26 protein-coding genes are annotated in these 21,035 nt (G+C 43.0%); 8 read left to right on the forward strand and 18 right to left on the reverse strand.

Features of this window, described 5'->3' with window-relative positions; translation table 11 throughout:
* Nucleotides 1–5 precede the first annotated feature (5 nt).
* The 4 genes from IM500_RS11105 to IM500_RS11120 form a co-directional block, all read right to left on the reverse strand.
* Nucleotides 6–794 (reverse strand): ion transporter, encoded by a 789-nt coding sequence (locus IM500_RS11105; RefSeq protein WP_190723514.1) that lies wholly within the window; start codon nucleotides 792–794, stop codon nucleotides 6–8.
* 58 nt (nucleotides 795–852) lie between these two features.
* Complete coding sequence (locus IM500_RS11110) at nucleotides 853–1,770, reverse strand: NAD(+) kinase (protein WP_190723516.1); 918 nt, start codon at nucleotides 1,768–1,770, stop codon at nucleotides 853–855.
* 23 nt (nucleotides 1,771–1,793) lie between these two features.
* Nucleotides 1,794–2,771: an SDR family oxidoreductase gene (locus IM500_RS11115; protein WP_287738399.1), complete on the reverse strand. Its 978-nt coding sequence runs from the start codon at nucleotides 2,769–2,771 to the stop codon at nucleotides 1,794–1,796.
* A gap of 61 nt (nucleotides 2,772–2,832) precedes the next feature.
* The gene (locus IM500_RS11120) at nucleotides 2,833–3,723 is read right to left on the reverse strand and encodes a S66 peptidase family protein (protein WP_190723520.1); all 891 of its coding nucleotides are present in this window, start codon (nucleotides 3,721–3,723) and stop codon (nucleotides 2,833–2,835) included.
* A 58-nt stretch (nucleotides 3,724–3,781) separates the two neighbouring features.
* On the opposite strand from IM500_RS11120, the gene IM500_RS11125 reads away from it, so the two are divergent.
* Together IM500_RS11125 and IM500_RS11130 are read left to right on the forward strand one after the other, a co-directional pair.
* Nucleotides 3,782–4,582 (forward strand): Rpn family recombination-promoting nuclease/putative transposase, encoded by an 801-nt coding sequence (locus IM500_RS11125; RefSeq protein ID WP_287738400.1) that lies wholly within the window; start codon nucleotides 3,782–3,784, stop codon nucleotides 4,580–4,582.
* Nucleotides 4,583–5,147: 565 nt separating this feature from the next.
* Nucleotides 5,148–5,348, forward strand: a complete 201-nt coding sequence (locus IM500_RS11130) for a hypothetical protein (RefSeq protein WP_147069235.1) — start codon at nucleotides 5,148–5,150, stop codon at nucleotides 5,346–5,348.
* A 17-nt stretch (nucleotides 5,349–5,365) separates the two neighbouring features.
* On the opposite strand, the gene IM500_RS11135 is transcribed toward IM500_RS11130, so the two are convergent.
* The 7 genes from IM500_RS11135 to trxA all read right to left on the reverse strand — a co-directional run bounded on the left by IM500_RS11135 (nucleotide 5,366) and on the right by trxA (nucleotide 9,630).
* Nucleotides 5,366–5,824 (reverse strand): cupin domain-containing protein, encoded by a 459-nt coding sequence (locus tag IM500_RS11135; protein ID WP_002758047.1) that lies wholly within the window; start codon nucleotides 5,822–5,824, stop codon nucleotides 5,366–5,368.
* Between the two features lie 48 nt (nucleotides 5,825–5,872).
* Nucleotides 5,873–6,715 carry a dihydropteroate synthase gene (gene folP, locus IM500_RS11140; protein ID WP_287738402.1) on the reverse strand — a complete coding sequence of 281 codons (843 nt, stop codon included), beginning with the start codon at nucleotides 6,713–6,715 and terminating at the stop codon, nucleotides 5,873–5,875.
* A gap of 148 nt (nucleotides 6,716–6,863) precedes the next feature.
* On the reverse strand, nucleotides 6,864–7,661 hold the full coding sequence (locus IM500_RS11145; RefSeq protein WP_190723526.1) for a hypothetical protein: 798 nt from the start codon (nucleotides 7,659–7,661) through the stop codon (nucleotides 6,864–6,866).
* Between the two features lie 167 nt (nucleotides 7,662–7,828).
* Complete coding sequence (locus tag IM500_RS11150) at nucleotides 7,829–8,488, reverse strand: ATP synthase subunit B family protein (RefSeq protein ID WP_004163116.1); 660 nt, start codon at nucleotides 8,486–8,488, stop codon at nucleotides 7,829–7,831.
* A 36-nt stretch (nucleotides 8,489–8,524) separates the two neighbouring features.
* Nucleotides 8,525–8,998 carry a pantetheine-phosphate adenylyltransferase gene (coaD, locus tag IM500_RS11155; RefSeq protein WP_002758057.1) on the reverse strand — a complete coding sequence of 158 codons (474 nt, stop codon included), beginning with the start codon at nucleotides 8,996–8,998 and terminating at the stop codon, nucleotides 8,525–8,527.
* On the reverse strand, nucleotides 8,995–9,279 hold the full coding sequence (locus tag IM500_RS11160; protein WP_004163118.1) for a DUF427 domain-containing protein: 285 nt from the start codon (nucleotides 9,277–9,279) through the stop codon (nucleotides 8,995–8,997). Before IM500_RS11160 ends, coaD begins: the two co-directional genes overlap by 4 nt.
* 33 nt (nucleotides 9,280–9,312) lie before the next feature.
* A complete protein-coding gene (trxA, locus tag IM500_RS11165; protein ID WP_045360722.1) occupies nucleotides 9,313–9,630 on the reverse strand; it encodes a thioredoxin in 318 nt (105 codons plus the stop codon).
* Nucleotides 9,631–9,978: 348 nt separating this feature from the next.
* Between trxA and map the strand changes: the two genes are divergently transcribed.
* From map to IM500_RS11190, 5 genes are all read left to right on the forward strand, one after another.
* Nucleotides 9,979–10,824, forward strand: a complete 846-nt coding sequence (gene map / locus IM500_RS11170) for a type I methionyl aminopeptidase (protein ID WP_287731691.1) — start codon at nucleotides 9,979–9,981, stop codon at nucleotides 10,822–10,824.
* 89 nt (nucleotides 10,825–10,913) lie between these two features.
* Nucleotides 10,914–11,315 carry a universal stress protein gene (locus tag IM500_RS11175; protein WP_287731690.1) on the forward strand — a complete coding sequence of 134 codons (402 nt, stop codon included), beginning with the start codon at nucleotides 10,914–10,916 and terminating at the stop codon, nucleotides 11,313–11,315.
* Nucleotides 11,316–11,753: 438 nt separating this feature from the next.
* On the forward strand, nucleotides 11,754–11,978 hold the full coding sequence (locus IM500_RS11180) for a DUF2811 domain-containing protein (RefSeq protein ID WP_002800048.1): 225 nt from the start codon (nucleotides 11,754–11,756) through the stop codon (nucleotides 11,976–11,978).
* Nucleotides 11,979–12,027: 49 nt separating this feature from the next.
* Nucleotides 12,028–12,654: an aminoacyl-tRNA hydrolase gene (gene pth / locus IM500_RS11185; protein ID WP_061430600.1), complete on the forward strand. Its 627-nt coding sequence runs from the start codon at nucleotides 12,028–12,030 to the stop codon at nucleotides 12,652–12,654.
* A 134-nt stretch (nucleotides 12,655–12,788) separates the two neighbouring features.
* On the forward strand, nucleotides 12,789–15,116 hold the full coding sequence (locus IM500_RS11190) for a VPS10 domain-containing protein (protein WP_190723531.1): 2,328 nt from the start codon (nucleotides 12,789–12,791) through the stop codon (nucleotides 15,114–15,116).
* Nucleotides 15,117–15,236: 120 nt separating this feature from the next.
* Here the strand turns inward: IM500_RS11190 and fumC are convergent, their stop codons facing one another.
* The gene (gene fumC, locus IM500_RS11195) at nucleotides 15,237–16,640 is read right to left on the reverse strand and encodes a class II fumarate hydratase (RefSeq protein ID WP_061431054.1); all 1,404 of its coding nucleotides are present in this window, start codon (nucleotides 16,638–16,640) and stop codon (nucleotides 15,237–15,239) included.
* Nucleotides 16,641–16,892: 252 nt separating this feature from the next.
* Here fumC and IM500_RS11200 point away from each other — a divergent pair, with 252 nt between their 5' ends.
* Entirely contained in the window at nucleotides 16,893–17,180 is a 288-nt protein-coding gene (locus IM500_RS11200) for a YggT family protein (RefSeq protein ID WP_147069229.1), read from the forward strand.
* A 4-nt stretch (nucleotides 17,181–17,184) separates the two neighbouring features.
* On the opposite strand, the gene gshA is transcribed toward IM500_RS11200, so the two are convergent.
* From gshA to IM500_RS11230, 6 genes are all read right to left on the reverse strand, one after another.
* Nucleotides 17,185–18,339, reverse strand: coding sequence for a glutamate--cysteine ligase (gene gshA, locus IM500_RS11205; RefSeq protein ID WP_190723533.1), 1,155 nt, complete (start codon nucleotides 18,337–18,339; stop codon nucleotides 17,185–17,187).
* A gap of 39 nt (nucleotides 18,340–18,378) precedes the next feature.
* A complete protein-coding gene (locus IM500_RS11210) occupies nucleotides 18,379–18,771 on the reverse strand; it encodes a pre-16S rRNA-processing nuclease YqgF (protein ID WP_004163127.1) in 393 nt (130 codons plus the stop codon).
* 331 nt (nucleotides 18,772–19,102) lie between these two features.
* Complete coding sequence (locus tag IM500_RS11215; RefSeq protein WP_004163128.1) at nucleotides 19,103–19,522, reverse strand: helix-turn-helix domain-containing protein; 420 nt, start codon at nucleotides 19,520–19,522, stop codon at nucleotides 19,103–19,105.
* Nucleotides 19,488–19,721 carry a type II toxin-antitoxin system HigB family toxin gene (locus tag IM500_RS24760; RefSeq protein ID WP_423202557.1) on the reverse strand — a complete coding sequence of 78 codons (234 nt, stop codon included), beginning with the start codon at nucleotides 19,719–19,721 and terminating at the stop codon, nucleotides 19,488–19,490. Before IM500_RS24760 ends, IM500_RS11215 begins: the two co-directional genes overlap by 35 nt.
* 92 nt (nucleotides 19,722–19,813) lie before the next feature.
* Entirely contained in the window at nucleotides 19,814–20,284 is a 471-nt protein-coding gene (locus IM500_RS11225) for a PIN domain-containing protein (RefSeq protein ID WP_125731685.1), read from the reverse strand.
* Nucleotides 20,281–20,583: a UPF0175 family protein gene (locus IM500_RS11230; RefSeq protein WP_004163132.1), complete on the reverse strand. Its 303-nt coding sequence runs from the start codon at nucleotides 20,581–20,583 to the stop codon at nucleotides 20,281–20,283. The genes IM500_RS11225 and IM500_RS11230 overlap by 4 nt, the downstream gene beginning before the upstream one ends.
* Between the last annotated feature and the right edge of the window lie 452 nt (nucleotides 20,584–21,035).

A 21,035-nucleotide genomic window follows, 5' to 3' on the forward strand; every position in this document is an offset into this window, starting at 1 on the left:
TAGTCTCAATCAGGTTTTTTTAAGAGTTCTGCCCCGCAGTTTTTACAAAAATTGGCATCTATATCGTGACGGGGGAAACCACAATCTGGACAAGGATAATCAATTTGAGTGCCAGATTTTAATAGTTGTTTAGTCAGATCGCTAATTTGCAAGGGAATTAACAAAACTCCCGTTAAAATCATTAAAACTGTCACCATTTTGCCCCCATCAGAAAGGGGAGTCACATCCCCAAATCCCACGGTAGTCATAGTCACAACGGCGAAGTAAAAAGCATCAAAAAATGTCCGATAGACTTGAGGATTAATCGGGTGTTCGATCTGATAAATTAAACCAGCATAGACAAAAATAATCGAGAATAGAGTTAGTAATATGCGAGTAAATACTATCTGATCGGAAGTTTTAATCCGAAAAATAGAAAGATCGGAACCAAAAAAACGAATCACTCGCAAAATTCTAAACCAGCGAAAAATTCTAAAAAATCTAATATCAAAAAAACCAAAAAATAGGGGCAGAATTGATAATAAATCTAGGATGGAAAAAATATTAAAAATAAAGCCTAGTTTTGATTCCGCACACCAAAACCGAATTAAATACTCTAGAGAAAATAAGCTTAAAATTCCCCAATCAAGCTGACGTAACCACATTTGCCAAGTGGCGGATAAGGGATAGGTTTGAGCCACATAAATCCCCAAAGATAGTAAAATTAATGCCAAGATAAGAAGATTTACCGTCAGTCCGATCGCCGTGGTGACATCCTCTAAATAAAAAGCTATTTTGGCACGAAAAGGGAGCATAAATTCAGCTATCAGTAAACAGTAACCAGTAATCAGTGAACTGATAACTGATAACTGATTAAGGTAATTCCACCGAAGTTGGTTTAGCAATATGAGGTAAACCCCAACCTAATTTTTCCCGGAGGATGCGGAAGAATTCCGTCGATTGCAGGCGAATAAAATGAACATTGTAGGGGGATTTCTGCACATTAATTCGATCTTCTGGCAAGATATAAGAACCGCCATTACCGTCCACTACCATCACCATCCGATTAGCAGTTGCTGGGAAAATATTTACAGTTTCCTTGTCAGAAAATACCAAGGACCTGGAAGCTAAAGAATGGGGACAAATGGGAGCTAATTGTAATACCGGCACATCGGGAGTTATTACTGGGCCACCGGCACTGAGAGCATAGGCAGTAGAACCGGTAGGAGTGGAGAGAATCACCCCATCGGCAGCGATATCGACGGGCGCGTGTTCACCAATTTGAATCTCAAAATGACACATACTGGTGAGGGGTTCGCGGTGGACGACCACCTCATTGAGAGAAAGTGCCTCCCAGAGGAGGGTATCTTCGCGAAATAGTCGCACTGTGATCATCGAGCGATTTTCGATGGTGTAATTACCCTCTAGAACCAGTTCTAAGGCGGGTTCAAGCTGATTTAGGTAAATTTCGGTCAAAAAGCCCATGTGTCCCGTATTGACCGTTAACAGGGGCAAATTGAGGGTGGCCAACTGCCGGGCCGCCGATAGGACTGTACCATCGCCCCCCAACACGATCGCAAAACTTAAATCTTGCTCGAAGTGGGGGGGGACTAACTGATCGATCGGGGTAAAACAAACCGGACGAGAGGGTTTAGAATGGCCTAGCAGGCCACCGCTGCCAGTAGCCATAAACACCTGGCAACCTAGGGAAAGTAGCTGATCTTGTATCTGATGGGCTGTTTTACAAGCGATAGGCTTAATATCGTTGTAAATAATGCCGATTTTGGGCATTGACAAATTTTCCTACTGCTGAATCACGCTTTCTTTTTGAAAGGAGTTTTCTTCTTCTTCTGAGCTTTTTGTTTCTCGAAGTCGATTTCCTTGAGCTTCTTGAGAATGCGGCTAAAGTATTCTTGTAAATAGGATTCTAAAGTAGTTGTTTGACTCGGATCAAGGCCAAATACTTGATAAACTTCTTTCATTGGAGCATCAAGAGCTTGACCACTAGCGAGAACTTCCGCAAAAGCTAGTCGGTCGGATATATTATAGGTCCATTGGAAACAATGGCTTATTCCCCGCATAAAACGCAGTAATCCCATGGGTAAACGCCAAATTTTCCCCTCTTTACCCGATAAGCGTTCGCAAACTTCGATAATTTCTTCAGCTTTCCAAGCTTTGCTGCCCACCACGGGATAGGATTGACCGACGGTTTCGGGGACTTCTAGGGCGCGAACGGCGAATTTAGCGATATCTTGGGTGTCCATGTAGGCGATTGCCGTACTTTCCCCCGTGATCCAGACCGTTTGATTATCTAACATCGGGATGGCGTATTGACCGATTAAACCCTGCATAAAGCCACAGGGACGCAGAATTGTATATTTTAAACCCGATTCTGCTAGAAATTTCTCCGTACAGCGTTTTATCTCCATTAAAGGCACGTTGGGATATTTTTCGGCATTGAGAATCGAGAAGAAAATAAAGCGATCGACTCCCGCAGTTTTGGCCGCTTGAATCAGATTAACTTTACCATCCCAATCCACCTGTTTAATGCTGGCTGAGTCCGTCGCCCGGGCAGTAGCGGCATCGATCACCGCGTCCATTCCCTCTAAAGCGGCAATAATGGTACTCTTATCCCGTAGGGTTCCCCCGACTAATTCTGCGCCCCATTCCTTCAAAAAAGCCGCTTTTCTCTGACTGCGTACCAAACAACGCACTTGATGTCCCTGATCGATGGCATGACGCACGATCTGTCGCCCTAGGGTTCCTGTCGCACCGACAACTAATACTTTCATCTATAATTAATTTTTTGTTACATTTGTTAACACTTCTCTAAGATACTATCAAAAAAGTGGATCATTGGGGATAGAAAAATTCTAAGATTCCCCGATCCCCGTCCAGTTCTACCATTGTTCCCACCGGTAAAGCGGCATTATCGCCATCATGACCGAAAGGTAACTCAGCAATAACCGCAATACCCAAATCGCCCAAACGCTCTTTTAAGACTTCCTCTACGGTTTGACTATCACTACCGGAGGCCGCCAGACAACGGCTAAAACGACCGAGAGCAATGCCTTTAATTTGGGAGAAAATGCCCAGCATTCGCCACTGAGTTAACATTCGATCGATCCGGTAGGGGGCCTCGGTTACGTCCTCTAGGGCTAAAATTACCCCCTCTAGGGTGGGTTGAACCGAGGTTCCGAGGAGGTGGGTAGCTACGGTTAAATTAGCTGGTAATAAGCGTCCCCGCACTTTGCCCCCACCCCAACCTTGACCGACAAGAGGGGCTAAAGGACGACCTTCCAGAAGAGAAAAGAGGCGATCAATTGATTGGGGACTTTCTTGGGCTAAGGTGGTTAAAACTGCCCCGTGAACGCTACAAATGCCCTGTTTCGCTAAACTCCATAAAATCCCCGTCACGTCGGAAAAACCGATTAACCATTTCGGGTTAGTTTTTGCCCATGTCCAATTTTCTAAGAGGCGAGCGCTACCGTAACCCCCCCTAGCGCAGAGAATTGCTTGACAATCGGCATCTTGCCATGCTTGGGCTAAAGCTTGACGACGTTGCTCGTCGCTACCAGCGAGATAACCGCGACGATTCGACCAATTCTCGCTAAATTCCACTTGATAACCCCTCGATCGCCAGATTTCTACGCCTTTTTCTAGGGCGGCTAATTCCTTGACGGCGCCACTGGTGGCCACCAGAGAAACTTTAGCGCCAGGTTGCAGAAACGATGGGATGATCATAGGTTAATTCTCTTTTGTTGGCGGATTAAGCTGAAATTACAGGTAATTTTGTGACAGCATGAAAACTGACAGCATATTTTATCGAATGTTTCTCGATTTTCCCGATTCGTTCTTTGAATTAATCGCTCAACCCGATGTTATTGTTAGCAATTATCGATTTACTTCCCAAGAAGTCAAACAACTAGCTTTCCGATTAGATGGTTTATTTTTGCCGCTCGATAATCTAGAAAATTCCCCCTTTTATCTGGTAGAAGTGCAGTTTCAAAAGGATGAAGACCTATATTATCGATTATTTTCAGAACTTTTCTTGTATCTTAGACAGTATAAACCTTTGTCACCGTGGCAGATAGTTGTTATTTATCCTAGTCGAGAAATTGAGCGAGAACATCCCCAGCAATTTGCCGACTTGTTATCCTTGGACAGGATTAAAAGAATCTATCTGGATGAATTGGCAAATGACGAGACTCCTTCCTTAGCGATCGCTCTGATCAAATTGGTCACTGAAAGTGAGAGTCAAGCTGTTAATTCTGCTAAGATTTTAATTAAACAGGCTCAAAGAGAAGTGAGCGATCGCTTAGTGCAGAAAAATGTCGTTGATTTAATCGAAACGATAATCATTTATAAATTACCCCAAAAAAGTCGAGAGGAAATTGAAGCTATGTTGGAACTACAAGACTTAAAACAAACTCGTTTCTATCAAGAAGCTTTTGGAGATGGAATTGAACAGGGAATAAACTTGCAAAAATTGAAAACAATTCCTCTACTGCAAGACCTCGGTTTAACCCCGCAACAAATCTCGGAACGCTTAGAATTAACTCTGGAAACAGTGCTTAACTATTTGGCACAACAGCAACAATAATTAAACCTGTTTCAAAAGTCTATAAAAACAGCAGTTGTTAAGTAGTGGACAAATGGATAGTAGCGAATCAGTGACCTTTAACCTATCAGGGATAACTCGATGAATAACGACTTATTGACTTTTCTCTTTTGTGTTGCCCTTCTTATTCTCTATCTATTTTTTTCAGCTTTAACCGAGATGGGAACAAAATGGCCTTGGACAAAAAAATAAGAGAAATACTTAGGGTTTGCTGAAAAAGTTTTTCCTGGGGGCAGGGTGTGGCCCCCCCAACCCCCCCGACATCGGGGGGGGAGGTGGGGTGTGGGGTTTTACCGGTTTTGAGGTGGCCAATTACCTAATTTTCAGGGAAAAAGTCCCGGAATTTTCCCCCTGATCACTCCCATGCCGGGTACTTTTTGATTGACAAAAAGTCTAAAAGTCTTACCCAACAAGGTTTTTAGATTTATTCAGCAAACCCTACTTATAGATGTAAATAAACATAAAATCGGGTCAGGGACTCGGTCATTGGAAAAATTCTAGAGATTTGCTATCTAAACAATTAACTCTATTGCTCTACTGATAAAATATGAAACTAATTGCTGATATTTCTCCCAGTTTGGATTTATTCTTGTTGCTTTTTTTCTGGCATTGTCTCATCGGTGGCATTGCTACAGTCATCGCTATCAATAAAGGCTATCCAAGATTAAATTGGCTAATCTTCGGACTTCTGGGAGGAACCTTTACCTTTTTTATCGCCCTCTTTCTAGAAAAAAAGTCCAAAATTTAAGGGATGGTATTGCTTGATTATCCTTTAATAGTTCCCATCAACACCTCTAAATCTTCTGCGTCTAACTCCTCTGGGATACCATTACGAATTAATTCCGAAAAATCCTCATTAGGAACCATAAAACATAGTGCATAAAGTCTTCCGTCCCCCACATTTCTAATCTCGTGAATACCCGTGGGACGGACTAATAAACTATCCCCCGGCCCCAGGGGAATCGGTTTACCATCACAGATAGCCATTCCTTCCCCTTTGAGGATAAAAAACATTTCTACGGCAAAATGATGACGATGGGTAGGGGTGCGACCGTGGGGATCGAAAATTTCCACACAAACGGTCAAGGAATCCCCCGCTACGGTAGAATCGAAGACGATCGCTAAACGATTCGTATCCCCAGCACTAATGCGAAAAACTTGATAATCCCGGGGAGATCGAATCACGGGTAACATACAATGATCGCTAGTTAGTTGGCTATTCATCGCTGATTTCGATCGAAGTGTGGATGATTCTAAGACTAGCAAAAATTTTCAACTTCGCTCGATTGCGTCCACCACTTTACTCACATCTACGATCGCAGCCACATCATGGACGCGCAGGATATCGGCCCCCTTAGCGATCGCTAAAGCACAGGCCGCCGCCGTTCCGAAAACTCGTTCTTTTGGGTCATCTTTGCCTGTAATCTCGCCGATAAAGCGTTTTCTCGACAATCCAATTAAAATAGGTAAACCTAAATCCCGAAATTGCCCTAATTCTCGCAATAACTCAAGATTTTGTCGTCCAGTTTTGGCAAAACCAATCCCCGGATCGATGATAATATTTTCCCTAGCAATGCCCCACTGTAAAGCTTCCTTAACGCGATTCTGTAAAAATTCTTTAATTTCCTTGACTAAATCATCATAATGTGTTAGGGATTGCATCGTTTGCGGATTGCCCCGCAGGTGCATGAGGATGATGGGAACGGCCAATTTAGCCACCGTGGGCAATAATAGGCGATCGAAGGTTCCCCCAGAAATATCATTGATCAAATCGGCCCCGGCGGCGATACCTTGGGCTGCCACGATCGCCCGGGTAGTATCGAGAGAGATAGGAATAGAACTTTGTTGTCGAATAGCGGTGATTACGGGGATAACTCGCGATAATTCTGCTTCTAGGCTAATTTCTTCGGCTCCCGGACGGCTGGATTGACCACCGATATCGATTATATCAGCCCCGGCCTCGATCATTTTCATCGCCTGTAGCAGGGCATTTTCAACATTGTCAAATTCTCCCCCATCACTAAAACTATCGGGAGTAACGTTTAAAACACCCATGATATAGGTGCGTTTTCCCCAAGCAAAAATATGTTCACGAATTGCCGTTAAATTAGACATAATACTAAATCCGTTGAGTATAGGCTACATATCAGGAGAGGCACTCATGCACTCATGCAAAAGGGAGAATAAATAAAAATAATCTCCTGACTCCTGAATACTGGCTCCTGACTCCTAACTCCTGAATACTGAATACTGATGGTCATAGTTAATTTTTAGGTAGGGAAGAATCTTTTAATTCAAAATAAGCTTGTACTTCTTCTTTCCAGAGTTGATATTTTTCTTGAATTAGTTGATATTGACTGGCAAAATCGAGGGGCAAATCAACGAGATTGCTATCGATATCGGATTGCACTAATTCCCGTTCGATCAGGGTTTCTCGGATAAATTTTAAACATTCTTGTCTCAAAGTTTCCGCTTGATCAATAATTAGCTGGACTTGATTAATTGCTCGATCATATAATGGGGTTTGTGAATGAAAAATTTCGGAAGATGCGGCCAGATTTCGCAGTCTATGTAATTGATTTTTCTTTTCTACTAAACTGGCAATTTTGGGGTTAATTTCAAAAAGTAAGGTTTTCACCAGAGGAGCCAAGCGGCGAGTATTAGTATAATCGTAGTTATTAAGGTCTGATTTAATCAAGTGTACCTGTTGTAAATCGACGGTAATATCGTGGAATTGTATCTCGGTTTCGGTGATGGTGGGATGAATCGTTTTAACTTTCCAAGTAGTAATAGAAGTCAACTGCTGGCGATCACTATTAACCATTTGCTGCTCCATTTTCAGCACATCGAGGGGAATGCTATAAAGTTTTTTCTCAGGAATATAGACGACATCGCTACCGAGAATGCGAGCGATTTTAGGACGACGATATAAATAATGATACAGGAATCGATAAAAGCTTTTACTGCCTTGAAATATCTGGACAAATAACCAAATTTTCCAGCTGAATAACCCGCTGACAAAGCGTCCGAATAGATGGGAATTCGAGGAGGGGTTATTCATGAAATTCCGTTATCAGTTATCAGTGAGGGATTGGGGGTTTGGTTCTTTTCAGTGAGCGGTAAATAGTAAACAGTAATCAGGGATAAAGATGAAGATAACTAACTAACTAATTAACTTAAAACTTACATCTGATAACTGATCACTGATCACTGATCACTGATCACTGATTAAGGACGTTCTCCGGGTAGATTTTTTGACGATGTTGGTTTCGATCTTACCTGTTGACGACCGTTGCGAATAACTTGTAACATTTCCCCTAATTCTCGATCGAGATGTTCTAAAACCGCTTCGGCATAGTCGTCAGCACCTTTTTGAATTTCATGACATTCAGCTTGGGTTTTTTGTCGTAACTGTTGCACTTCCTGCAAGGTGCTGTGACGCATCTGTTCGATTTCATCGAGGGTTTGTTGTTGCAAGGATTCACACTCCTGCTGAACCCGTTGACGAATTTGGGCTGCTTGCCGTTCTGCTTGTTGAATAATACCGGACTCATCGAGAATTTGGGCAGCCCTTTGTTGAGCGGAACGAAGGACTTGTTGAGCGTATTCCTCCGCTTTAGTGATAATTTCCTGTTCTTCCTGCAAAATTGCTAAAGCTTTCTGTACTGCTGGTGGCACGGTTTCATAGATGAGATCGATCTGTTCAGCTATCTGTCCCTCATCGATGATTGTCCAACGGGTGAGGGGGATATGGAAACTATCAAAAATCATCTCTTGCAGACGCGCCAAATCCTGATAGATATCGAAATCGACGGGTGGACTGGGAACCCCACTATTAGAAGTGTTAGGTACTGCTTTTCTGCGATCATTAGGTTCTCGGCGCGCCATAGGTTCAGATCGTCCTCATTGCTGTATTCTAGTATGTTAACTGTAGTATGAGTAAATATCTCTAGAAACGTTTTCTGGGACTAGATGGGTGACGGAGCCACCGAATTGAGCGATTTCTTTAACCACGCTACTACTTAAAAAACTATATTCTTTGGTGGTGGCTAAAAAAACCGTTTCGATCCCTTCCCAGAGGGTTTTATTGGTATGGGCCATTTGCAGTTCTTTTTCAAAGTCTGAGAGGACCCGCAACCCCCGCAACAGCACCTTAGCGCCTTTCAATCTGGCATATTCAACCGTCAATCCTGAAAAACTGTCTATCTCAACGTTTTTCAGGTGTTTTGTACAGTAACTGATCTGTTCTATGCGTTTTTCGACGGTAAATAAGGGGTTTTTATGGGGATTGCAAAGAACTGCCACGATTACTCGCTCGAATAGTGGCACACTGCGTTCGATAATATCTAAATGACCGAGTGTAACTGGATCGAAGCTGCCGGGGTAGATGGCGATCATTTCTCAACCTGCACACCTCGCCAAAAAGCGATATATCCTTTAATATTTTGGGCTTTTGGTTTAGGATCGGGATAATACCAAGCGGCATCTTTATTGTCCTGTCCATTTACCCTGAGAGTATAATAACTAGCCTCTCCCTTCCAAGAACAAATGGTATGGGTGTTACTGGATTGAAAATATTCAGCTTTGATGGTATCGGGGGGAAAATAGTAGTTTCCCTCGACAATTTCGCAGTTATCGCTTTCCGCTACCACTGCACCATTCCAAATCGCCTTTGCCATGGCACTAACTCCTAGTTCTGGTTCAAAATTATCTTACAACAGAGTTTGTAAATGTTGAACCAGTTGGTTAACCTGCACCACTCCCTCGATTCGATCGATCGGTTGACCATTTTTAAAGACTACTAAAGTCGGTAAAGCTTGAATACCGTACTTAGTAGCTAAATTGGGATATTTGTCTGTATCAATTTTGACAATTTGTAGGCGATTTTTGAAATACATTCCCGTTTGTTCTAGAATCGGAGCCATCATTTGACAAGGACCGCACCAAGTGGCATAGAAATCCACTAACACGGGGAGATTAGTGGTTTGCAACAGTTGCTGAAAACTGGAAAACTCTTTTTTGACTGCCATAAATTGTCACCTCGCCGGAAAAATAGCCTTTTCCCTACTATAGCTTTTCTAAATGTCCCTTAGCTCTCCTGCAAAAGTAAGTTCTCGAGGTGCTATCGGCTCAAAATATCTTAAAAATCAGATAAATTTGCGATAATTTTCGGTTTTATGGCTAGGATAGTTGTCTCTTGTCTTTTTTATCCTCATCTCCCCATCTCCCCACCTCCCCATCTCCCCACTCCCCGCTCCCTGCTCCTGTCTCGGAGTCTCCTGTCTCCTCACCTAAGGGAAGATTTTTGATTTCTCCAGAGTGGTCATCGATCACTGGGAAAATGCTAAGTTAGGTAAAGACTCGACAGCCAACTCTCCATGAACATCCTAACCAAGCTGCTTTTTCCCGAAACTAAAACTCCAGAGCAAGTAGGTTCGCCGCGAGTACAGAAAAGCCGCCGGGGAATCGAAACTAAATCCGCCGCAGAAATCGTGATTATGCGACAAGCGGGTAAAATTGCCGCTACAGTCCTCAAGGAAATCGCCGAGATCGCTCAACCCGGGATGACGACGGCGGATCTGGATGTCTATGCGGAAAAACGTATTCGCGAAATGGGTGCTACTCCCAGTTTTAAAGGTTATTATGGCTTTCCTGCCTCGATTTGTGCCTCCGTCGATAACGAAGTCGTTCACGGTATCCCTAGCCCGAAAAAACGCCTCAAGGCCGGTTCTGTGTTAAAGGTAGATACGGGGGCCTACTACCAAGGTTATCATGGGGATTCCTGTATCACGATCGCGATCGGTTCCGTCTCTCCCAAAGCCGAAAAATTAATCCGCGTAGCGGAAGAAGCTTTATATAAAGGCATAAATCAGGTAAAAGCGGGCAATTATCTGCTCGATATTGCGGGAGCGATCGAAGATCACGTTCAAGCTAACGGTTTCCAGGTGGTAGAAGATTTTACTGGTCATGGAGTCGGCAGAAATCTCCACGAAGAACCCTCGGTATTTAATTTTCGCACTAATCAGTTACCCAATGTCAAACTCCGCACCGGGATGACTCTGGCAATTGAACCAATTGTCAACGCAGGATCTAAACATACCAGAACTTTGCGCGATCGTTGGACGGTGGTGACGATGGATAATGCTCTCTCCGCTCAGTTTGAGCATACTGTCTTAGTAACCGCCACGGGGTACGAAATCTTAACCGAGCGCAATAACCGATAAAATTGTCATCTAGGCATAATGGCAGAATCAAAGATTTTTTGCTCCGGAATCTTAATTGGAAGTTTGTTTAGTGGCAGGATTTAGTCAAAATGTTTAAAAATATCGTTGTTGCCTTAGATTGTGGGGAATTATCGGATCGAGTCCTTCATTCCTTGAATTACCTTTCTCTAACGGCAAATTCTTGCCTCATCCTCACCCATATCCTCGGCAAGGAGGGAGATGAATCGCCAGTGGATCGCCCTCACCCCTCCCGTGAGATCATTGAAGATCAATTGCGCTGCTATCAATCCCAGATTGCTGCCCCTAGTGAAATCGAGGTCATCTTTGGTGATCCAGCGGAGGAAATTATTCGTTTAGCTAATATCTATCATGCTGATCTGATCGTGATCGGCAGCCGGGGATTAACGGGAGTTCAACGGGTGATCGAAGATTCTGTTAGTAGTCTCGTGGTGGCAGAAGCTACCTGTTCAGTATTGGTGGTAAAAGCATAGCAGCCAGCATTCAGCTAGAAAAGGTACTCTGGCAAGAGTGCCTAAGTAGTCTTGAGCACCACTGCTGACTAAAATTTGCAAATCTTATTTTTCCCCAATGTTTTCCCCCATACATTCCCCAGTATTTCCCCACTCACTCCCAAGTTTTCCACAGTTTACCCGGACTTTTCCACAGGCAACAGCGATATAATCGGCACTTGCTTCTAGAAAAAATTAATCTTGATTGTCAAAATTCCCATCGATAGATACTGAGTTATTGTTAAGTTGAGTAAATAAAATCTAGCTCTAACCCTTATTCGCTCGTAAATATTAAGTTTTTCTAAAGCATTCCTTTACATCTGGTAATATTGCAACTCCCCCCAACTTGGCTCACAATAGTCCTTACTGTCCACTGCACCAGTCAGGGATTTCCCCACTTCAGATTTAGAGGTAAACGATATGAATACATCAGTCAGTATCTTGGCAGAAATCCCCGAAATCCTCCACCAATCCCTACAACAATATCTAGAAACTCACCCCGGTTGGGATCAAGATGGTGTGTTTACGGCGGCTCTATCATTTTTTCTACTTAATTGTCAATCCTCCGAAAGGATGAATTTTGAGGAGCAAAATAGCTGTGCCAAGGTTTATCTAGAAACTTTGTTCCAGCGCTCGGAGTGCTAATTCGGGGATAATAAGAGTCGGGTCATGGTTAAAAACCCGATTTTCCCCTATGAATTCCGATAAAACCCCTAATTTAATCATTCCTCAGCTAATTATCGGTTTGGGTAATCCCGAACCCAAATATGATCGCACCCGTCATAATATCGGTTTTGAAGCTGTGGACTCATTAGCACGGGATTGGGGGCTATCTTGGCAGGAAAACAAGCGATTTCAAGGTTTTATTGCCGAAGGTGACAGTCCTCTCCCGGGCAAAATTCGTCTCTTGAAACCCCAAACCTATATGAATCGCTCCGGGCAATCGGTGCGATCGGTGCTGGACTGGTATAAACTAGCTCCAGAGTCGATTTTAGTCATTTACGATGATATGGATCTGCCCCTAGGCCGGTTGAGAATCCGTCTATCGGGATCGGCTGGCGGACACAACGGTATTAAATCAATGATTGCCCACGTTGGCACGGAAAACTTCGCTCGTTTACGCATAGGAATCGGTAAATCAACCGAAAAAGCGACAATTTCCCACGTTTTAGGCCGATTCACCCCCCAAGAAAACCAAGTGATCTTGAAAGTGTTAGACTTGTCCAGAAAAGCGATCGAACTTGGTCTCAAACAAGGGTTACAAAAGGCAATGAGTCTCTACAATAATCAAAGTGTAGAGATTGGTTCTAATCTATGCTGATAGCAAATAAGCCTGATTTTAGTAATGGTTATAATCGCCATTTTCGTCTATACTCTTACAGAACCCTCGGTCAAATTTTGATCGCCCTTTGCTAGATTAGGTCAATTTTTATCCTCGATATTAGCAGTTTAAGTATGATTAATCGCCAAAGTTTGCTGAGATTCGCCCACAAGTTTAATCTCATTTTATTGATAATCGCTACAGTTTTTTGTCTTTGGAGTAATGCTGCTTTTGCCCATCGTCCCCATGATGTAATTAGTCAATTGGAAGTTTCTCCCGATTTCCAGACAGATAATACAGTATATATCTTGGTGCGAAATAACTTTTATAAGTCTAGGGATGGAGGTAGCAACTGGACAAGATTAATTCAAGGTTTAGATTATACGGGGGAATTAAGTTCCCTATCCCTATCTCCCCTCAATAAAAATATTCTCTATTTAGCTTCAAGATCCGATGGTATTTATAAAAGTGAAGATGCGGGGGAATCTTGGCAGAAAGTTAATCAGGGTTTGGAAACTAAATTTATTAACTTCGTAGAAATTGCCCCTTCCGATCCCAATATAGTAGCGGCAGTGGGATTAGAAAAAGGGGTTTATTTAACCGAAGATGGCGGTCAAAATTGGTCAAATATTTTCCCCACCACGGCACTGATAACCTCTCTAGCTATTACTCCCAACAATCCTGATCGAATTTTTTTCGGGGATGAACAGGGTAAATTATACAGTTCCTCCGATGGGGGGAAAACTTGGCAGAATCTCCCCTTACCTGCTAATGTGGGGGCAGTGGATACAATTGCTTTTTCTCCTAATTTAGACAGGGATCAAACCTTTTTTGTCGGCACAAAAGAAGCGGGTATTTTTAAAACCGTTGATGATGGTAAAACCTTCCAAGCTGTTAACGAAGGAATTAAGGATAAAATCATCGAAGACATCGTTATTTCTCCCGACTATGCCCAAAACTCCACCCTTTATGCCATCACTTGGTATGATGGAATGTATGTTTCTCAGGATGGGGGCAAAAGTTGGACAAAAATGAGCGAGGGTTTAACCAAAGATAAACAGGCTGATGATTATAAAGTTCCCCATTTTATGGATTTAAAAATAGTTCAAGATACGATGTTTTTAGGGGGATTTAATGGCTTATTTAAAACCACAGATAGCGGCAAACAATGGCAGGAAATAGAAACTTTAGCCCGGGGAACAGTTATCGCCATGGCGGTTTCTCCTAATTATGCCGAGGATGGCACTGTCGTCATGGCTAATTATGTAGGCAATATCTTCATCAGTCGGGATAAAGGGGAAACTTGGACACCAATTAATCGCGGTTTAGAGGTTTACCGACTTGGTAAAGATCCCGAAGAATCAGGACAAGATCCCCGGCGTTTCTTTGACATTGCCTTTTCTCCTAACTATGGAGAAGATAGAACTATTTTTGCGGGGTTTTTACGCAATAAATTTGCCAAATCCGATAACAGTGGTGATTTCTGGAAAATTATCGAAATCGATCAGAAAGTCCGCGGTCCGAGGATAGTTCCTTCCCCAGATTTTGCCAAGGATAAAACTCTTTTTCTCACCAATCAGCAAGGCAGAATATTTCGTTCTACCGATGGAGGAAATACGGTTAAAAAGATCAGTGAAGTGGGCAGAATTTTTGGTAATTATGCCCCTGCCATGGTAGCTTCCCCTGATTTTGCTAAGGATAAAACTTTGTTTGTCACGGGAAAAGAGGGTATTTATCAAAGTGTTGATGGTGGACTAACTTGGAAAAATGTCAGCCAAGGAACCCCCCTATCAAAAACCTCTAATGTGCAGTTGGCAATGTCTCCCAATTATCCCAGTGATGGAACTATTTTTGCTGGGACAATTTCTGGTTTGTTTGTCACCAAAGATGGGGCTAAAAGTTGGACAAAATTAGAGAAACCAGGGTTTAATCCGCAGGCATCAGTAGAAACCATTGCTATCTCTCCTGATTATGCTAATGATCGCACGGTAATAGTTAGTTTACAGGGAGATGGTTTGTTTAAATCTACCGATGGCGGGGAAACTTTTAAATCAATTGGTGATCCTAAAATACCCCTAGTGAAAATTCATAGTATCCCTTCCTCTGGTATCTCCGTCCAGTTTTCTCCTAATTACGCTCAAGATAAAACTTTATTCGGTTTTGGTGGCGCTAAAACTACAGTTTTTCGTTCCACCGATGGGGGAGAAACTTGGACAAGTGTAACTATTCCTCCTCATGCGGAAGAAAATACACCCCGCTATAAAATCGGTGAATTTTTCTCTGGTCCACTTGGCACAATCTTGCGCGTGGTTATCCCGATTCTCCTAGCAATCGCCGCTTATTTTCTGGTGGGTTTCTTGAAACTGGAGAAAGTTATTAATCTTCCTAAATCCTTCTTCCGCATGGCAGGGGCATTTATGGTTTTTCTGTTTGTTTTCTTCGCTATCATTAGCCAAGTTTAGCGGAAATTTTCACCGGCGGGGCTTGACAAATCCCGCCGCTTGCCTTATACTTATATGTATAATGGGAATCCGTGCCTGCCTGCGACCTCTGATTTTTACAGCAGTCAACCCCTCAGAGAATTAACCATCGGCAACGTAGGGATTGACCATCTTAGCGGGGTCAACAATGCGATCAAAATCCGCTTCCTTGATGTATCCCAGTTGCAAGGCTGCCACTTTCAGGGTTAAATCCTTTTCTAGGGCATAATGAGCGACGTAGGCAGCCTTTTGGTAGCCAATCACGGGACTTAAGGCAGTCACCAGCATCAAGGATTGATTTAAAAAAGTCTCAATTTGTTTTTGATTAGCAGTCATCCCCTTCACCAAAAACTGACAGAAATTACCGCAACCATCAGTGAGCAAACGGATAGACTGCATGAGATTATGAATCAACAGAGGTTTATAGACATTCATTTCCAGATGTCCTCCGGCGCCTCCCATCGTCACCGCTAAATCATTAGCCATCACCTGCAATGCTATCATCGATAAAGCTTCGCATTGGGTGGGATTAACTTTCCCCGGCATAATTGAAGAACCCGGTTCGTTTTCCGGCAGCTGTAATTCTCCTAATCCACAACGGGGACCACAGCTAAGTAAACGGATATCATTAGCAATTTTATACAGGGAACTAGCGATAGTTTTCAATCCCCCGCTCAAGAAAACTAGAGCATCGTGGGAACCTTGCACGGTAAACTTATTAGGGGCGGTAATAAAAGGTAATTTGGTCAGATTAGCGATTTCGGCAGCCACATCTCGATCAAAATCTGGGGGAGCATTAATTCCCGTACCGACTGCTGTTCCTCCCAAGGATAAACGATAGACTTTTTCTAGACATTTTTCTAGCCAATCGCTGCCATCATCCAATAAACCCACATAACCGGAGAATTCTTGTCCGAGGGTTAAGGGGGTGGCATCCTGTAGGTGAGTCCGACCAATTTTAACTATATTTGCCCATAATTGCGCCTTTTCATCGAGACTATTCCGTAATAGTTGCAGACTGGGAATTAATTTTTCCTTGACTGCCAAGGCAACGGCAATATACATGGCCGAGGGAAAGGAATCATTAGTCGATTGGGACATATTAACATGATCGTTGGGATCCACAGGAGTTTTGCTCCCCAGAGGATTCCCCGTCAGTTGACTGCAACGATTGGAGATGACTTCGTTGATGTTCATGTTAAATTGAGTGCCACTTCCCGTCATCCAAACGTAGAGGGGAAAGTTATCTGCGTGTTGTCCGGCTAAAATTTCATCGCAGACTTGACAGATTAGGTTTTTTCTCTCCTGACTGAGACGATTTTTTTGCTGATTGACAATTGCACAGGCTTTTTTGAGAATGGCATAGGACGCGATCATCTCCCGGGGCATGAGATTATCACCGATACTAAAGTATTGTAGGGATCTTTGGGTCTGCGCTCCCCAAAGTTTATCGGCAGGTACGGGAATTTCTCCCATGCTGTCTTTCTCGATGCGAAATTCTGTCATCTTTAAGTTACTTCTGCATCTGGCCTGAAAAGAGAGGGTCTCCAGGACGACACGGATTCCCATTATAATAAAAGTATAAGTCAAGTCTAGCTAGTTTGTCAAGCCCTATGGGGACTTTTTCTGGCGGCATTTTTACCCGGGAGGTTGACAAGAATAACTGGCAGGGTGCTGGGGCGATTAGGATGATTAAATGAGACAAAAACTGTTATATTTTAGGGAAGATAATCGGTAAAAAAGACGGGATTGGAGACTATGGACACAGCGATCGCATTAAGTTGGACATTGGGAATTATCTTAGGGTTGATGACCCTTTTGTTTATCTTACGGATCGTGCTGACTTGGAATCCACAGGTAGATTTAAATAGCTTTCCCTTTAATATTATTGCCTGGCCCACAGAACCTTTTTTAATCCCCGTGCGTCAACTCATACCACCCTTGGGAGGAGTTGACATTTCTCCAATTATTTGGGTGGGAATTTGTACGCTGCTGCGGGAAATTCTTCTCGGTCAACAGGGTTTAATTACCATGGCCTTAAAATAATTATTCACGCAACTAGAATATGCTGACATAATTTATGTTCTAACTCTCGTTCCTCTTTTTCTAGGGTAATAATCGCCTGTTTGATAATACTTTTAACATCCATACCTTGGTCGTATTGTTTTAACCATTGTTGTGCAGTGTTACCTTCGCGGAGGATTTTTTGTAAGGGAGAGAGGAAACAACTAAAACCCTTTTCTTTAGCGATCGGATAAACTTGAACATAGAGGTCTTTAATCCAATCCCTAGCTAAGATTTCCCGGCCATCGTACCAATGTCTCAGGGTGGCATCAAGACTAAAACGTGCGGCAGCCTGTTCGTTTTCTTGGGTTAAAGTTAATAAATCCTCGCTGCGATTGCTGCTGGGTAATTGACTTAAAATTAAGGGGTCTAATTGGGGAGCTTGTAAAAGTTGAGTTAAACGGGCCTCTAAAAAAGCCATAACTGCTAATAAACTAATAGGATCAGCAATCAGGTCACAAATTCGCAATTCTAGACGATTGAGATTATAGGGACGATTGCTACCGTTAGGACGTACTGACACCCAGAGATGACGAACATTCTGCATCGTACCGAGTTTTAATTGTTCCTGGGTCCAAGTGACAAAATGTTTATGACTTTCAAAGAGGGGAACATAAGCGGGAGTTTGGGGGAAAACTTGCCAACGACGGGAATGGGACCCAGTGATTTTCCCATCGAGAAAGGGAGAAGAAGCACTTAAAGCCAAGTATAAAGGAGCTTCTAGGCGAATTAAGCGACAGGCACGCATTAAATCCTCATAATCGCTAATACCGACGTTAATATGAATACTGGCCGTGACTACATTAGTGCCGTAGGTCTGTTCAATATAGTCATGATAGGGATTGTGGGGGTCACTGCGATAAAAATGTTGACTATCGCCCAAGGAGAGGGTACTGCCAGGGATTAGGGTATAATCGCCTAAACGACGCAAATATCGCCGTAGAGCGAGACGAGGTTTTAAAGTAGCGCATAAAAGACGGTCATAGTTAGTCATGGGAGCCGTAGTATATTCTACGTTACGACTATCCGGTTCCAGGACAAAACCATCTAAATCCTTGACAATGCGATCGGATAAACCGATAATTTCTCCGGCTGCTGTTCCGGTGTACATTTCCACTTCAAAACCTTTACTTAGGAGCATCGTCAATTCACCTTGCTGTGTCTATTTTGTAGTGTGACATTATTTGGACTGTAAATGACGTTCGATCAGCAGAATCGCCACTATATCATCAATGGGGCGATCAGGAAGACGCATACCTTGGGGGATGAGTTTCTGTAATCCTTTGGGGGGGAACATTTGCCAATAGCGATCGCGCGCTTCTAGGGTACTATTGCGTTCATCTACTAGAGTAATCGGGATGGTGATACGAGCGGCAATTTTTTGGCGCCAACTTTTCGAGGTGGTTTGGTTCCCCATCACCAATAATTCGAGCGGATATTGTTGACAGAGACTAGCTAAACGCTCGATCGCTTGTGACGATGCTATCACCTCATGGGTATAAATTTTCCCCGTCGATGACCTGACCGCGATCCCACATTTATCCTTACCCGGATCAAAACCGAGAATACACATAGTTTTTATCTCCTGCAGCAGTGGTCGGTTTTATTAAATCACTAAATTAGGGTCTTGGGTGTCGGGTTTTAGGGTTTTAGGGTTTTAGGGTGTTGGGGTTTTAGCAGGGTAAGCGCATCTGAACAATCCTTGACAAAATTAACTTTATGTGAGTTGCTTACCCAGGATTCAGGCATATTTGAGGAGAATTTGCCATCTCAATTGTTAAGCAAAAATCGACCAAATGGGTCGAGTTCATGACTAGGGTTTGCGGCAAAAAGTTTCTCCTGGGGGCAGGGTGTGGGGTGTAGGGTGTAGGGTTATAACCAAGCATCACCTATATAGCACAAATTTACTGAGTAGATAAAAATAAACTTGAGTCAACGTGAAAAAACTGTCCTAACTTTACAGCTTGTTTTTCTGTTATTATTTGTTGGCCAATAAGAATATCAGAAACTATTGTTTTTGAACCTAGTATATCTGATAAATCTTTTTCTTGTAAGTTGTTAGCTTCCATGAGTTCCCAGAGTATTGAATGGGGTTCTGATTCTTCAAGGGGATAATGATCTTGTTCGTATTTTTCGATTAAAGTCAAGAGTAAATTTAACAAGGTGGTTTCTTCTAGACTGCGATTTTCTCGATGAGATAAGGCCTCAGCTAGGTTAATAGCCTGTTCGTTTTCTGCATCGTTTTCTATTACTTTTGGTAGATACTCGGCTAGTAACCTTCCGTAGGTATCACGGTTCAAAGTAAGGGTCATTTTTCCCCTCATCTTTGTCATACTCTGCGTGAGTCAAAATGTACTTGATATAAATTACTTGGTCTTTGTAAACGATATCTACTGGCTCCAGTCGTGCCGGCAAGAAATAGCCCACCGTCTGACCCTGGCAAGTGACGGCGATGGGAGTAGTAGAACTCAAATATTTGGCGAGATGATCCCGGAATTCTCCCATTCCGATTTTTTCTAGCAGAGACTATTGCTTTTCCCGCTTGTGTACTGTTGTGTACATAATTTTAGCAGAAAAATCTAACGGTAAAGAATCTTAAGTTAGCGTCAGAACATCTATTGCTGCCGCAAAAGTCGTTCGAGTAGGCTGGGTGCAGCCCAAAAGCCAGCTTCTTGGAGACGTTCAAAGGTTACTCTTAAATCGAGCAATCCGAATTGGGCAGCATCTTTGATCATGCCCAAAAGTCCAATAATTCTTAAGCCACGCTCCGAAGCAATTTGCCTCGCTGCTTTGTCATCTAAAATAATCAATTCAGCTTCAATTTGCTCTGCTAGTAAAATCGCTTCTTGCTCACCCGGATCGAGTTTTTCCAATCCTGACCTTGAGGATGTCCTAACAATTTCAATCCGGAGCCAATCAGGGGGGTTAGCAATCCAATTGCGAACGATAGATGGAGATTCTGAGGCCTTTAATTCATCAGCTACAGCTTCAGGAATGACCACAAGCTCATACAGTTCTTGTAGGATCATAATTTGGTCAATTAAGAGCAGGTAGCAAATCGGAGAAGTGTCAGAAACAACTATCATTTCGCTCTGAGTTCTTTGAGAGTTTGCAAATCGCGTTCCAGTTCAGTTTCATCATAATTCAGATAGACTCCCATCCGCTTTAAAAAGGCATGAGTTTCTAACCGAGAAGGTAATTGAAGGATGCGTCCAACTTCGGCCGTACTCAAGATACCGGCACGGTAAGCATCAGCAATAACCATTTCCAGCAGTTTATGAGCCAAATTATCGCCTGTTTGACCTAATCTCTGGGCGATTTCGTCGGGAATATCAACAGTGATTTGCATAAAATTATCGGAGTCGCTACCAGTTAGTTCTATCATAGGTGAAATAGATGGCTCTTCCAGTTTTTGTGTGGAAGGAAGAAGAATAGGGATAATTTGGGTGCATCTCAATTTGGTCGAAATATCTATAGGACATTTTGGGCGCACACAGTTCGATAAACTCACTGACCACAGTGCGGCCCTACCATTGGCGTAATAATATTATTGTAGGGGCGAATTGCCTTCGCCCTCAGGGTTTGCGGCAAAAAGTTTTTTGTGGGGGCGGGGTGTGGGGTAGGGTTGTTTCATTCCCTCAAATGTCATTCTCTGCAATCCAACAGAGTTTTTAGATTTATTCAGCAAGCTCTATCTAGGGTTTGCTGAATAAGTACGGGCGAAGCATTCGGATAGAAAATCTACCTTTTCACCGATAGGTTATTGTCCGAATGCTTCGCCCCTACAGGACGCGGGCCGATGAAGACGCAAGGTTTTGAACGACGATTCTCTCAAAA

This window comes from Microcystis sp. M179S2, from assembly GCF_020245805.1.
Lineage (GTDB): Bacteria > Cyanobacteriota > Cyanobacteriia > Cyanobacteriales > Microcystaceae > Microcystis > Microcystis aeruginosa.